General features: G+C 35.8%; 15 protein-coding genes. 4 read left to right on the top strand and 11 right to left on the bottom strand.

Features of this window, described 5'->3' with window-relative positions:
- Positions 1 to 9 precede the first annotated feature (9 nt).
- The 11 genes from ABEG63_RS19595 to ABEG63_RS19545 all read right to left on the bottom strand — a co-directional run bounded on the left by ABEG63_RS19595 (position 10) and on the right by ABEG63_RS19545 (position 11,205).
- Positions 10 to 816, bottom strand: a complete 807-nt coding sequence (locus ABEG63_RS19595; RefSeq protein ID WP_346587040.1) for a helix-turn-helix transcriptional regulator — start codon at positions 814 to 816, stop codon at positions 10 to 12.
- Positions 817 to 898: 82 nt separating this feature from the next.
- Complete coding sequence (locus ABEG63_RS19590; protein WP_312397141.1) at positions 899 to 1,468, bottom strand: GNAT family N-acetyltransferase; 570 nt, start codon at positions 1,466 to 1,468, stop codon at positions 899 to 901.
- A gap of 118 nt (positions 1,469 to 1,586) precedes the next feature.
- A complete protein-coding gene (locus ABEG63_RS19585; RefSeq protein WP_346587039.1) occupies positions 1,587 to 2,333 on the bottom strand; it encodes a hypothetical protein in 747 nt (248 codons plus the stop codon).
- Positions 2,334 to 2,349: 16 nt separating this feature from the next.
- A complete protein-coding gene (locus tag ABEG63_RS19580; RefSeq protein ID WP_346587038.1) occupies positions 2,350 to 3,117 on the bottom strand; it encodes a sulfite exporter TauE/SafE family protein in 768 nt (255 codons plus the stop codon).
- Complete coding sequence (locus ABEG63_RS19575) at positions 3,108 to 3,560, bottom strand: FixH family protein (protein ID WP_267404631.1); 453 nt, start codon at positions 3,558 to 3,560, stop codon at positions 3,108 to 3,110. The genes ABEG63_RS19580 and ABEG63_RS19575 overlap by 10 nt, the downstream gene beginning before the upstream one ends.
- Before the next feature lie 9 nt (positions 3,561 to 3,569).
- Complete coding sequence (gene ccoG / locus ABEG63_RS19570; RefSeq protein ID WP_346587037.1) at positions 3,570 to 5,024, bottom strand: cytochrome c oxidase accessory protein CcoG; 1,455 nt, start codon at positions 5,022 to 5,024, stop codon at positions 3,570 to 3,572.
- Between the two features lie 99 nt (positions 5,025 to 5,123).
- The gene (locus tag ABEG63_RS19565) at positions 5,124 to 6,005 is read right to left on the bottom strand and encodes a cbb3-type cytochrome c oxidase N-terminal domain-containing protein (protein ID WP_267404626.1); all 882 of its coding nucleotides are present in this window, start codon (positions 6,003 to 6,005) and stop codon (positions 5,124 to 5,126) included.
- Between the two features lie 10 nt (positions 6,006 to 6,015).
- Positions 6,016 to 6,213, bottom strand: a complete 198-nt coding sequence (locus ABEG63_RS19560; protein WP_267404623.1) for a CcoQ/FixQ family Cbb3-type cytochrome c oxidase assembly chaperone — start codon at positions 6,211 to 6,213, stop codon at positions 6,016 to 6,018.
- Between the two features lie 15 nt (positions 6,214 to 6,228).
- Positions 6,229 to 8,490, bottom strand: coding sequence for a cytochrome-c oxidase, cbb3-type subunit I (gene ccoN / locus ABEG63_RS19555; protein ID WP_267404621.1), 2,262 nt, complete (start codon positions 8,488 to 8,490; stop codon positions 6,229 to 6,231).
- Positions 8,491 to 8,495: 5 nt separating this feature from the next.
- Positions 8,496 to 8,720, bottom strand: coding sequence for a cbb3-type cytochrome oxidase assembly protein CcoS (gene ccoS / locus ABEG63_RS19550; protein ID WP_267404619.1), 225 nt, complete (start codon positions 8,718 to 8,720; stop codon positions 8,496 to 8,498).
- 109 nt (positions 8,721 to 8,829) lie between these two features.
- Positions 8,830 to 11,205, bottom strand: a complete 2,376-nt coding sequence (locus ABEG63_RS19545; protein WP_346587069.1) for a heavy metal translocating P-type ATPase metal-binding domain-containing protein — start codon at positions 11,203 to 11,205, stop codon at positions 8,830 to 8,832.
- Positions 11,206 to 11,294: 89 nt separating this feature from the next.
- Here ABEG63_RS19545 and ABEG63_RS19540 point away from each other — a divergent pair, with 89 nt between their 5' ends.
- The 4 genes from ABEG63_RS19540 to ABEG63_RS19525 all read left to right on the top strand — a co-directional run bounded on the left by ABEG63_RS19540 (position 11,295) and on the right by ABEG63_RS19525 (position 13,899).
- Entirely contained in the window at positions 11,295 to 12,008 is a 714-nt protein-coding gene (locus ABEG63_RS19540; RefSeq protein WP_267404617.1) for a Crp/Fnr family transcriptional regulator, read from the top strand.
- Positions 12,009 to 12,072: 64 nt separating this feature from the next.
- Positions 12,073 to 12,888, top strand: coding sequence for a 3-methyl-2-oxobutanoate hydroxymethyltransferase (gene panB, locus ABEG63_RS19535; RefSeq protein WP_312397110.1), 816 nt, complete (start codon positions 12,073 to 12,075; stop codon positions 12,886 to 12,888).
- A gap of 3 nt (positions 12,889 to 12,891) precedes the next feature.
- Complete coding sequence (locus ABEG63_RS19530) at positions 12,892 to 13,218, top strand: hypothetical protein (RefSeq protein ID WP_346587034.1); 327 nt, start codon at positions 12,892 to 12,894, stop codon at positions 13,216 to 13,218.
- Positions 13,219 to 13,899, top strand: coding sequence for an RNA pseudouridine synthase (locus ABEG63_RS19525; protein ID WP_346587033.1), 681 nt, complete (start codon positions 13,219 to 13,221; stop codon positions 13,897 to 13,899). It begins immediately after the preceding gene.
- The last annotated feature ends 128 nt before the right edge of the window (positions 13,900 to 14,027 follow it).

Below are 14,027 nucleotides of genomic sequence, written 5' to 3'. Positions count from 1 at the left end.
TTTAAATATTTACGCCATTATGGAATCTCGATAAACTTTGCTCAATTCTTTGATTTCTTTCTTGCTTTTTATCTCTACTTTCTTGTAAATATTGGATAAATGAGTAGATAAAGTTTTTTCTGAAATGTTCAGCATACCGCTAATTTCAGCATATTTCAAATTCGGATTTTCTAAAAGCAATTTTAAAATTTCTGTCTCACGCGCCGAAAGCTTTTCAAAAGGAATGTGTTTTTTCATTTCTTTTTTTCGAAAGCCATACAAGAAAAAGTCTACAGAAACGACAAAAAAACCGATGCTGAAAGAAGTTTGTTCAATAAGTTGATTATCACCAAAAACTAATATCGTAACAGGTAAGGAAATTAAACCAAAGAAAGCTAAAATCCCGATAATATCGTGGGTTTTAAAAACCTTGGTTTTACGATTTTTAAATTTAGCGATTTGCTGTTTAATGACAATAATAGCTGCTAAAATAAATAAAGCCAGGAAAAAACTGAGGAAAAATACTCTGGAGGTTTCCAAAGATCCTGTCATGGTATATGGTAAAATAAACAACATAATTAATGTAATACAGGCAAACATTCCTATTGAACTGATGGAAAATTTCTTAAAAAATACAAGATCGTATTCATTTTTTATGTAGATGAAATAATGAAGTGCCACTGCTAGGCCCACAATCCACGCGCAGATATTTTGCGAAATAATATTTACATTAAATCTTTCATCAGGTAATAATCCTTCCACCACATTGTAAATAATTCCGGATATTATTAATCCTAAAAATTTAAGATAAAAATTTCGGTCTCTTCTTTTCCACACAAAAAATAGTTGTACAGAAACGATAATTAGCAATACAATGAATATCAATATGCTAATAAATGTACTTAGGTAAAGCTCTGTATTAAACATATTTCAGAAAATAAAGTGGATAATCTAGTTCAAAAGTCTCATGGAAAATAGTAAAGCCGTTTTTCTTATAAAAAGCTCTGTTTTCAGGCGTTGTGGTTTCTACATAAATCAACTGATTTTTATAAACTTCCAGGCTTTCTTTCAGCAATTTTGTGCCTACGCCATTGCCTTGTTCGTCCGGAAGAACTCCCATCAACCAAAGATGAATGAATTTTTCTTTTGGGTGATAATTGCTTAATAATTTTTCTCTTGTTAAAACTTTAAACACATTTTCTACCCCAATACAGTTGAATAAAAGTTTTGCTTCCAGAATAATTTTCTTCAATCCAGAGCCTTTTTCTTCAAGATATAAAACACAGCCTTTTTCATCATCACTCAGAAAAACCTGTCCATAAAGCATAGACATATCAAACTGATATTCCATTAAAGATTTCAGTCTTTTATATCGGTTTCCTGATTTTTTTACTACAAAGTTGATAGAATTGGGAATAAGCACATCTATGAATGCTTTACACAAAATATCAACCACTTTTGCTCTGTCTTCATGGCGAGCTTTTTTCATTCAGTTCTTTTTCCAAATGTACTGAAATATAAAAGCGTTTGCAATTCATTTTGAATGAGATAAGGTGATTTTAAGGAAAATTTAAATAAAAAGCCACCGAAATTTTCAGTGGCTTCATTTATTCAGTTACAATGACGATTTTTTTATCCTTGTTGGTTAGTTTTTTCTCTTTTTCATAGAGCGATTCCAAATCATATTTTATTTTTACAGAGTGATCGTCAATTTGCTTTATCCAATCATGTTTTCCGGTGATAGATTTTATTTTTCCATCAAATTTTAACGTAGTTCCTACTTGTTTTAAGAACATCATAAGCATTCCTTTGGTACTTCCTTCGCTTTCAGAGCCTCCTGCGGGCGAATTTTTGCTCATTGCATCTTCAATACTTTTAATGTTAAAATTGTCGGTATCGATGGTTAATGTTTTCCCGTCCCAACTATTATAGATGTTTTGATCTAAAGGCAATTTTTCCTGTTGAGTGTAAGCATTTAACTGTTTGTAATCACTTTGGTTAAAGTGGTCCAGTTTTAAAGCAAAAGAGGTAGGTTCATTATTTTCTTTTGTAGATTTTAAAAACATTTTCTTCATCAAACGCAATGAATCCGGATCTTTGGTTTTTAGTTTTCCCTGTTGTTTTTCCAAATCGTAGAAGCTCGTCCACGTTGAAGGAAGTTTATCCAAATCACCAAACTCTTTATTTTTTAAAGAATCGGGTGTCATTGCTTTCATTTCTTTTACAAAATCTTTAATATCAATATCTGTAATGGCTGTAGATGATGCGTCTTGATGATAAACAACCTCAGAATTTATCTTGCATGATTGCAATGCAAAAAGACTGATAATGAGTAAAAAGAATGTTTTTTTCATGGTTAAAAAGTAATTATTAATGACAATTCGTATTCGAATGTTGATGTGTGCTGTGATCTCCCGGCAAATGACAGTCGCCCTGATTGTCTTTTGAGATTGTCATAGCTTCTGCTCTTGGCGAAATATAAGGAATTCCCAATTCAAGACCTCTTACAATAAATAATCCACCTAAAATGATCATTACTACCGGAATTGCTTTCAAGACTTTTATTCTGAACGCCTGATTCATTAGATTTCCAACTAAAACTACGGCAAACATAAAGGGAAGGGTTCCTAATCCAAATAAAGCCATGTATGAAGCGCCTTGCCATATTCCGCCGCTTGCCAAACTTGCGGTTAAAGCCATATAGACCATTCCACAAGGTAAAAATCCGTTTAAGATACCGGTGGTGAATCTTGAACGATAATCTGCCTTTTGAAGCAATCTTCCTAAGTTTGATTTAACTTTAAACAAAAACTTCGAAAAAAAAGGAATTTTTGAAGCAAAATCTTTTCCTCCGAATGAAAATAATGCCATAATAATCAGCAAAATTCCTACGCCGATTGTCAAATATTGCTGAATTCCTGCCATTTCAAAACCTTCACCAATAATTCCTAAGATCGCGCCCAAAAGTGAATAGGTAAAAATTCTACCGAATTGATACGTGAGATTCTGAAGGTAAAAATTGGTCGCTTGTTTCTTTGTTAATCCCATCGACAGCGCAATAGGTCCGCACATTCCGACACAGTGAAATCCGGAAGCAAAACCTAATCCGATTGCCGAAACAATAAGTGCTATTTCCATATCACATCATAATCCATTCTATAGTCTATTTTGTCTTTAGTCCACATCAATCGTAAGGTGTAATTTCCCATTTTCAGCACTTGTGCAGGTACTAAAATCGATTGATTCGCATCCAATTGTTCAGATTTTTTAATATCCAAATTTTGGTCGTCGGTTCTGTTTAAAACAAATTTTACCGTAGTATTAGAATTATTATAATCTTTTGGAAAAGAAATTTTTATTCCGTTTGTATCCTGGCTGTACGTTGGCTTTTCCTGAAGTTCGTCAGCTCTTTTCTTAGCATCAATTACATCTTGATATTGCAGCTCTTCTTCATAATAATTATCGGTTACCATTTCAGAGTTTTTCTGCCCATTCGGGAAAAGAAACATCATTGATAATATAAAAACTATGAACGCAAATAATGCGATTACAACACCGTGTCCCCAACTAAAGTTCTTCATTTCTAAAATTTAAAATTGTAATTTAAATGGTCCTTCAAAATAGGTTTGGTAAGAATCTACCAATTTCCCTTTCATATCATAGACCCCAATGGTGATATTTTGTTTTGAAAGTTTCATGTCATCTTCCGGGAAGCTGATATTGATGGTTCCTTTCGTAATTTTATCTCTTTCTACCGTAATTTTGCTTGATGCGCTGTAAATAATTTCACCATGTTCAGGAGAAATAACTTTTACGGTAACGATCTTTTTATCATTTGTTTTGTTTAAGAAAGTATAATTGTAGGTATTGGTAATTTTTCCGTCTCTTACAAAGAATGTACTTCCGGCTGGTTTAATGAATTTGGCTTCCATTTCTCCACGGCTTGATAACAAATACCCTAAAAATACCACAAGCCCTAAAAGAAGAATGGCAAAACCTTTCATCCTTCCGGTAAACTTGAATTTCGTTTCCTGTTCAATTTCATTTTCAGAAGCATAACGGATCAATCCTTTTGGAAGACCTACTTTTTCCATTACCTCGTCGCAAGCGTCAATACAAGCAGTACAGTTTACACATTCTAATTGTTGTCCGTCTCTAATGTCGATTCCTGTTGGACAAACAACTACACACTGATGACAATCGATACAATCTCCTTTTCCGGCCGCTTTTCTGTCTTCACCTTTTCTCCATTTCGATCTGTTTTCACCTCTTTTAAAATCGTAAAAAACATTGATGGTGTCTTTATCAATTAAAACACCCTGCAACCTTCCGTAAGGGCAAACCAATGTACAAACCTGCTCTCTGAACCAAGCAAATACAAAATAAAATGCAGCAGTAAAAAGAATCATGACCATAAAGTTGGTAGGGTTGGCAAATGGCCCTTGAGAAACGATATTCAGAACTTCTTCATATCCTACGATATACATAAACATGAAGTGGGTGATAATTAATGAAATGATCACGAAGATCGTCCATTTCAAACTTCTTTTCCAGATTTTTTCAGAATTCCATTCCTGTCGATCAAGCTTCATTTGCTTGTTTCGGTCTCCTTCAATAAGATAATCTATTTTACGAAATATAGATTCCATAAAAATTGTCTGAGGGCAAATCCACCCGCAGAAAATTCTTCCGAATGCAATCGTAAACACGATAATGAATATTAAAGAAGCTATGGCTCCTAAAGTAAGGATAAAAAAGTCTTGAGGATAGAAAGGCTGTCCGAAGATGAAAAACTCTCTATCGATGACATTAAACAAAATCAGCGGATTGCCATTTATCTTAATAAACGGAACCGTAAAATAAACTAACAATAAAACATAACTTACAATGTTTCTATAGTTGGTAAATTTACCTTTCGGTTTTCTTGGAAAAACCCATTTTCTCTTCCCGGATTGATCCATCGTGCCTATAGAATCTCTGTAAGTCTCAGGATCCAGAACTTGTCCCTGTCCGCCGCGTACTTCTATTTCTTCTATGTCTGACATGTTGTAAAGTGTTTAAAAAAAGAAAAACATAATTCGTTACTAGTTTTTAGTTAATAACAAATTATGTTTTTCATATGTTCTATTTTTTCTTTTTAAAAATTATTCCTTTTCCCAATGTGCTTCTGTTCCCTGAGGAGCAGCTCCACCCTGAGCCGGCGTAACTGGAGGTTGTTCTTGGTTGATGTGGTACACATACGCTGCAATTTTTTCAATTTCAGCACCAGAAACTTCACCATTTTTACCGAATGCTCTCATCGCCGGGTTAGTAGGAGAACCATTCCAGTCCATATGGAATACGTTTTTGAATAACGTTTTCTCTGGCTGGTTGATCCAGTAGTTATCAGTCAAGTTAGGACCGATACCACCACTACCGTCTTCTTTGTGACAAGATGCACAGTTTGTTTTAAATAATTCTTTACCTTCTGCGATATTATCTGCTGAATATTTAGCAGTTTCGATCGTTACAGGAGGCTGAGTTGCTTCATAAGCTGCAATACTTGCAATCTGCTCTTTATATTCTTTCTCGTACTCGCTCAACGGGTGTGCGAAATCTGTGAAAGAGTATGCGCATATATATACAATACAAAAAGCAGTCCCAAAATAGAATAAACCTACCCACCATTTTGGTAATTGGTTATCTAGCTCCATGATCCCATCAAAACCGTGGTCGATAAGGATATCTTTCTCATGAGAATCTGATTGCTTTTTGAAAGCGGCATCATATTGTCTCTTCAAGAAAGGGATTTTCTTTTCAGCTAAATATGCATCTTTTTCTTCTTGAGATAATTTTTTGAATTTATTATTTTCAATCAAATCTCCGATAGCACTGTGAATGTACGCCAGGATACCAGCGATCACTACAGTTCCCCAGAAATATGGTGAGCCTAAAAACGCGTAGCTTTGTACAAACAGATAATAAAAAACTATTAAAAGTCCAATTATTATTGCAATGTTTACAACAACCGGTGTTCTTTGTTTCATAATAAGTAGTTTAATTTTTTAAATTAAAATCATCTTCATCATCCCCCAAAGGCGCTTCTTCTTCTTCTTTATAATATTTTTTAGGCCTGCTAAAAACATATACTATAAGAGCTACGAAGAACAGCAAAAAGAAAATCAGAGCCAGCGTCTGGTAAAAACCAGCGTTTTCTGTATTGGATAATATATCTTTAAAGTTCTGAGGAATCATGTTGAACCTTTAATGTTAGTTATTACTTGCTGTTTTAATTTCCGTTGTCTTGATATCTGTACCTAATCTTTGAAGATAAGAGATCAAAGCTACAATTTCTTTTTTCTCTAATTCTCCTTGTGGTCTCTTAGCATAAGCTGTTTTTAAGTCAGCTGCTTCAGAAAAGATATCTTTTACAATTTTCGAAGCCTGGTTGTTTGCCCATGTGTCAGCAGAATCAATTTGAGCTTTTGTATAAGGTACATCAAATGTATTCTTCATCAGCTTCATTTTGTCTACCATTTTAGATCTGTCTAGGTTAGTAGCGATCAGCCAAGGGTAACGAGGCATGATAGAACCTGCAGATGTAGATCTTGGGTTATACATATGCTTATAGTGCCAAGAACTTGGGTTTTTACCTCCTTCTCTATGTAAATCCGGTCCTGTTCTCTTAGAACCCCATAAGAATGGTCTGTCGTAAACGAATTCTCCTGCTTTAGAATACTGTCCGTTTTTACCGTTAAATCTTACGATCTCATCTCTGAAAGGTCTTACCATTTGAGAGTGACAAGCGTTACAACCTTCACGGATATAAATGTCTCTACCTTCTAATTCTAGTGGTGAATAAGGCTTCACAGCAGAAATTGTAGGTACACTTTTCTTAAGAGATAGCGTAGGGATAATTTCCACCATACTACCGATTGAGATTGTCAATAAAGACAATACTGTCAATAGAGTAGGCATTCTTTCCAACCAAAGGTGGAATCCTTCTCCTTCTTTTCTTTTGTTTCCGATGTTGGCCAAAGCTGGTGCTTCTGCAGGTACATCTTTTTGGAATGATCCTTTTCTTACTGTTGCAAAAACGTTCACAACCATTAGAAGAGCTCCTGAAATGTAGAATAAACCTCCTACAAATCTCATTTTAAAGTAAGGGATAATAGCAGTTACCGTATCCAACCAGTTTTTCCATAATAATGTTCCGTCTGGATTGAATTGTTTCCACATTAAACCTTGAGTAAATCCTGAAATATACATTGGTACCGCATAGAAAATGATCCCTAATGTACCTAACCAGAAATGCCAGTTAGCTAATTTCGTGGAATATAATTTTGTTCTCCACAAGATGGGTACCAAATAATAGATAACCCCGAATGCCATGAAACCATTCCATCCAAGTGCTCCTAAATGTACGTGACCGATAACCCAGTCTGTAAAGTGACCAATTTTGTTGATGTTTTTTGTTGCCAAAAGCGGTCCTTCAAACGTTGCCATACCATAACAAGTAACTGCAACTACGAAGAACTTAAGAATAGGATTTTCTCTTACCTTATCCCAAGCTCCTCTTAATGTAAGAAGACCATTTAACATACCTCCCCAAGATGGTGCAATAAGCATGATAGAGAAACCAGTTCCTACTGCCTGTGCCCAAGCTGGTAAAGCTGTATACTGAAGGTGGTGAGGCCCCGCCCAGATATATACGAAAATTAATGACCAGAAGTGAATAATAGATAGTTTGTATGAGAATACAGGTCTGTCTGCTGCCTTAGGTAAGAAATAATACATTAAACCTAAAACCGGAGTCGTTAGTACGAATGCTACTGCATTGTGACCGTACCACCACTGTACAATGGCATCTTTTGCCCCTGCGTATGCTGAATAAGATTTCCAGCCAGTGAAAGATAACGGAACTTCTAAATTGTTGAAGATGTGAAGCATTGCTACGGCAACCCAAGTACCCAAATAGAACCAGATGGCAACATAAAGGTGTCTTACTCTTCTTTTTCTGATCGTTAAGATCATATTCGCTCCGAAAATAATCCAAGATACCGCAATTAGGATATCAATTGGCCATTCGTGCTCAGCGTATTCTTTTGAAGTATTGATCCCCATAAAGAATGTGATGAATGTAGCGACGATCATCAACTGCCATGTCCAGAAATGAATCCATGAAAGTGTATCACTGTACATTCTTGTTTTCAATAATCTCTGTGTAGAGTAATAAACCCCTACATAAACAATATTACAAACAAATGCAAAGATTACCGTGTTTGTGTGTAGCATTCTGATTCTACCAAAACCAAATGCACCGTGTGTGTTTATCAACCCTTGGATATTTCCAGATGCCAAACTATTAATCGTGGTGTCATCTGTTCCGAAAAAGAATTCCGGAAGTTCAGGGTAGAAAAGCATTAATGCCGCCGTAAGTCCGAACGTAAACCCTATGATCCCAAAAACGATGGTCGCATAAAGAAATGCCCGAACAATACTGTTGTCATAACTAAACTTCTGTGTTTCCATATCAACTATTCACTTTTTTCTTCAATTTTATTATTTTCTCCTATTTCTTTTTCGTCTTCTGCTTTGTTGCCAGGATCTTTCTTTTCTTTGACTTCGTCTTCAAAAAGAATTCTCACAGCCGGAGATTCGTCATCTTCAAACTGCCCTTTTCTGGCGTACACTATAAACACGACCAAGAAAACCGCAGCTAAAGAAACACTGCATAAGATCATTAAATATAGAATATCCATTGGACAACAAAATTAACCTATTTTCGGGGTTCAAATTTAGTGAAAAATAATGACATTCATCACGAAATACGGGTTTTGGCTAATTTAAAATCAGTCTAAATAAGGGCTTTTAAGCACGTTTTTTGAAATATTTTCTTCCCAAAATCCAAGTCGAAAGTGTCGTAAATGAAACCACGGTAATGGAACTTGCAGGCATGATAAGCGCAGCAAAAAGAGGATGCATATGCCCTGTCACAGCGTAACTTAAACCTACAACATTATAAAGAAAACTGATTATAAATGTCATTTTCACAATCGTGATCGAACCTTTGGCTACGTTCAGATAGTTATCCAAAGTCACTACTTTTTCACCATTCATGATCACATCAGAAGAAGGGGTAAAGCTGTTAGAATCATCGGCAATGGCAATTCCTACATTGCTTTGTTTCAATGCTCCGGCATCGTTGAGGCCGTCTCCAAGCATCGCCACTTTCATGTTTTGATTCTGAAGTTCTTTAATGTAATTAAGCTTATCCTCAGGATTTTGGTTGAAAGCCATCCCTTTATAATTCGGAATTAATTCTTTCAATTGATTTTCTTCTGAAGAATTGTCACCACTCAGGATGAAAATTTTATAATTAGTAAGCTTACCGAACAAGCTTTTAAGGTTTTCGCGATATTCATTTTTAAAGATAAATTTCCCTAAAAATTCATTGTTTTTGCTGATGTAAACCGCTGTTTCAAGATTTTTAGATTCCTGATTATTGTAGCGTGCAGAACCTATTTTGTAAACTTTACCTCTTACATTCGCTTCATATCCTTTCCCTGAAATTTCTATAAAGTTTTCCACCGGAAAATACTCGTCTTTCACTTCAATAAATTCATACAGAGACTTAGAAAGCGGGTGATTGGAGTTTTTTAATAAAGATTTGATATTTAGTAAATCAAATTCGTTGATTTCAGTTCCTTCAAATTTTATATTTGATTTTTTTCTATGCGTAATCGTTCCGGTTTTATCAAAAACAATGGTGTCTAATTTGGCAATTTTTTCAATCGTTAAAGTATCTTTTACATAAAACTTATTTCGACCTAAAATCCTCATAATGTGACCGAAAGTGAACGGAGCAGACAGTGCCAACGCGCAAGGACAAGCAATAATTAAAATGGCCGAAATCACCTGAAACATTTTCTCTAAATCAACTGTTGCCCAATAAATTCCAGAAATTAAAGCAATGCCTAAAATGATGAATGTGAAATATTTACTGATGTTATTGGTCAGTGTGTCAAGTCCTGTTTCGTGTTTTTTGAAAGCTTCCTTGTTCCAAAGCTGTGTTAAATAACTTTGGTCAACATCTTTAATCACTTCCAATTCCAAAGAAGAGCCAATCTGCTTTCCTCCCGCGAAAATTTTATCTCCAGGCTGTTTGCTGATGGTCGCACTTTCTCCGGTAATAAAACTGTTATCGATATTTCCTTCACCATTAATCAAAATCGCGTCAACCGGAATAATTTCCTGATTTCTAACTAGAATTCTGTCGCCGATCTTGACTTCAGAAAGTAAAATATTATCCTGTTTTCCTTCAAAATCAACTTTTGTAACAGCAATTGGATAAAATGATTTGTAATCTCTGTCGTAAGAAAGTGCGTTGTAGGTTCTCTTCTGGAAAATTTTACCCAAAAGCATGAAAAACAGCAATCCGCAAAGGGTATCGAAATATCCCGGACCGTAATTGGTGGCAACTTCATACAAGCTTCGTCCGAAAAGAACGATAATTCCCAAAACGATAGGAACATCAATATTAACAATCTTGTTTTTTAAACCATACCAAGCCGATTTATAATAATCTGAAGCCGAATAAACCACAACAGGAATTGCCAAAATACACATCAACGCTCGGAAAAGACCTTTGTAATGCGCCATCCAGTAATCTTCACCGCCCACATATTCCGGGAAAGCAAGAAACATTCCGTTACCAAAGGCAAAAGCGGCAATCGCAAATTTCACCAGTAAAGATTTGTCTAAATGCTCAACGTTTTTATCCGCAGTTTCAAGGCTGATGACAGGTTTATAGCCTAAATTAGTTAAAAAATTAGCTAATTCGCTTAATTTTAATTCGTTATGGTTAAAAGAAATCTGTAAGGTCTTTCTTGTGAAGTTAACCTGAGAATATTTGATATTCGGGTTCAATGTATGAAGACTTTCCAACAGCCAAATGCAAGAAGAACAGTGAATTACAGGAATCTTAAAGGTGACTAAACTCGTGCTTCCTTCCGAGAAATCGGTGACTTTGTCGAAGATCTCCTGAGTATCAAGATATTCGAATTGTGAAGTGTTTTCATCAGGTCGAATTCCCGCTTTCTTGTTTAATTCGTAAAAATTAGTTAAATTGTTGATATTCAGAATTTCGTAAACAGACTTGCAACCGTTGCAACAGAAAGTCTTTTCGTCAAATAGAATTCTTTCTTTTTCTATCCCTTGACCGCAATGAAAACAGTTATCACTCACCTCCATAAATTATTGAACTACAAAATTATAACAATTTTTTTTGTTTATCGAGTTAAAAAGTTCTATTTTTGTGATAAATGTCATATAAAATGTCGCAGGAACAACAGATTGCAATTGAGGAGAGGTTCGCAAGAGTTTTTAATGATAAATCATTCAAGGAAAGACTTTCCAGCGCTGATTTTGAGAAATACATAAACGCAAAAAAGAAACTGAGTTTTCAGAAGCATGATACCATTTTTGAAGATGGTGAAACGCCAAGAGGGGTTTATGTACTCGAAAAGGGAGCTGCCAAGCTATCAAAATCGGGGGCTTTCGGAAAAGATCAGATTTTAAGATTTATCAAAGAAGGGGACATCATCGGCTATCGTTCTTTACTTTGCGGGGAAAATTTCCAGGCGAAGGCTGAGGCAATGACGGATATTGAGGCAACTTTCTTACCGGCAGATATTTTCATGTATCTTTTGGAGGTAGATCCTCAGCTCTCTTTCGTAATGCTCCAGAAAATTTCTTATGAATTGGGAGAATCTTCCAATACCATTACCTTCCTTGCTCAAAAAACGGTAAGAGAAAGACTGGCGGAGATTTTACTTCTTTTAGAACAAAAATTAGGTGTAGATCCTGAAGGATTCATCAAAATTTCTTTAACGAGAGAAGAAATTGCCAACATCATCGGAACGGCTACAGAAAGTGCAATTCGTTTAATATCAGAATTTAAAGGAGATCAGCTCATCGAAGTAGACGGAAGAAATATCAAAATTCTCAACCACGATAAATTAATGAAACTAGGTCACGTAGTTTTATAAAAATCATACAAAACTTTAAGTCGGCTCAGTGCCGACTTTTTTAACTTTAAAAAATAGATACATTATGTCTGTTCATTCTGAAATTAAAAAAGTTACGACTGAAACCTTGCGAAAAATGAAATTCGACAAGGAAAAAATTACGATGCTTACGGCATACGATTTTACCACTGCTAAAATGGTAGATGCGGGAGGAATTGATGCGGTTTTGATAGGTGATTCTGCGGCAAATGTAATGGCGGGTTTTGAAACTACGTTGCCAATTACTTTGGATCAGATGATTTATCATACGCAAAGTGTGGTGAGAGGAACAGACCGAGCTTTGGTGATTGCTGACTTGCCTTTCGGAACGTATCAGAGTAATCCGGATTTGGCTTTGGAATCTGCAGTAAGAATGATGAAAGAGGGCGGCGCTCATGCTATTAAAATTGAAGGAGGAAAGGAAATTTCAAAATCAATAAAAAAAATAATCAATGCCGGAATTCCTATTATGGGACATTTGGGATTAACGCCACAGTCTATTTATCAGTTCGGAACCTATAAAGTAAGAGCAAAAGAAGAAGCGGAAGCAGAAAAACTAATTGCAGATGCCCAATTATTGGAAGAATTAGGTTGTTTTGGAGTTGTTTTGGAGAAAATTCCTGCAGATTTGGCTAAAAAAGTAACAGAATCTATTTCAATCCCAACCATCGGAATAGGAGCTGGGCCTCATTGTGACGGTCAGGTTTTGGTGTATCACGATATGGTAGGAATGAACAAAGGTTTCAGTCCGAAATTTTTAAGAAGATATCTTGATTTATATACAGAAATCACTGGAGCTGTTGCTCAATATGTGAAAGATGTAAAAGGTCAGGACTTCCCTAACGAAAACGAAAGTTATTAATTCATGAGAAATCAACAGTCTACTCAGGGAATTTTATCGATTATTGCACTGGTTTGCCTTGCAGCAGGTTGGTTTAATCTTTTTTCTCCCGATGTCAATACTTTATTGTCACGAAAAGTGTTCTATGTTTTAATCGGAGCAAGTTTTTTCCTGCAGGCACCTGCGATGAAGAATCAAAACTTCACCTATGCAATGTACGCTGCGGCGGCTATTTGTGTGCTTGGAGGTTTGTTTATTCCGCTGGGAACAAAATTAGAATCTATTAAAACCGTTGGGCTTTTGGGCGGAATTATTCTTTCAATTGCAAGCAGACCCAGCTATCGACAGTAAATGATGGAGGAGCAGGTTGTATATGAAGACAATCATCTTTTGGTGATTAACAAAAAAGTCGGGCAGCTCGTACAGGGCGACAAAACCGGCGATGATTCTCTGTTAGAATTAATCAAAGATTTTATAAAAAAAAGAGATGCCAAGCCGGGAAATGTTTTTCTCGGTTTGGTTCATCGTATTGATAGGCCGACCTCGGGTTTGGTGATTTATGCTAAAACTTCAAAAGCATTATCGCGTTTAACCCAAATGGTTAAAAATCGTGAGGTCAAAAAGACCTATTGGGCAGTGGTGGCCAAGGAAATGATTCCTAAAACGCAGCGATTGGTTCATTATTTAAAGAAAAACGAGAAGAATAATAAAGCGATTGTTTTTCCCAAAGTTACAGATGGTGCAAAAGAAGCCATTCTTACCTATAATGTGATTAAAACGTTGGATAATTATCTTTTGTTGGAGATCGATCTTGAAACGGGAAGGCATCACCAGATCAGAGCACAGTTATCAAAAACCGGCGTTCCGATTAAAGGCGATTTAAAATATGGTTCGCCACGCTCCAATCCCGATGGCGGAATTAATCTTCACGCCAGAAAACTGGAATTTATTCATCCGGTGACCAAAGAAAATATTGAAATCATAGCTCCCGTTCCGCAAAATGATGTAATTTGGAGAGTTTGTGAAGAGTAAATTATTATAATAAAAGTTAGAAAAAGGAAACTGAATTATTCGGTTTCCTTTTTTATTTTTTTAGGAGCTATTTCCCGCTTTCCGCACTCGCTATTTGTTAGTTTCGGGGGGGGGGGGGGGGGGGGGGG

Source organism: Chryseobacterium sp. C39-AII1, from assembly GCF_039672645.1.
GTDB lineage: Bacteria > Bacteroidota > Bacteroidia > Flavobacteriales > Weeksellaceae > Chryseobacterium.
The sequence above is the reverse complement of the archived record's forward strand: the minus strand, read 5'-3'. Positions and strand labels throughout refer to the sequence as shown.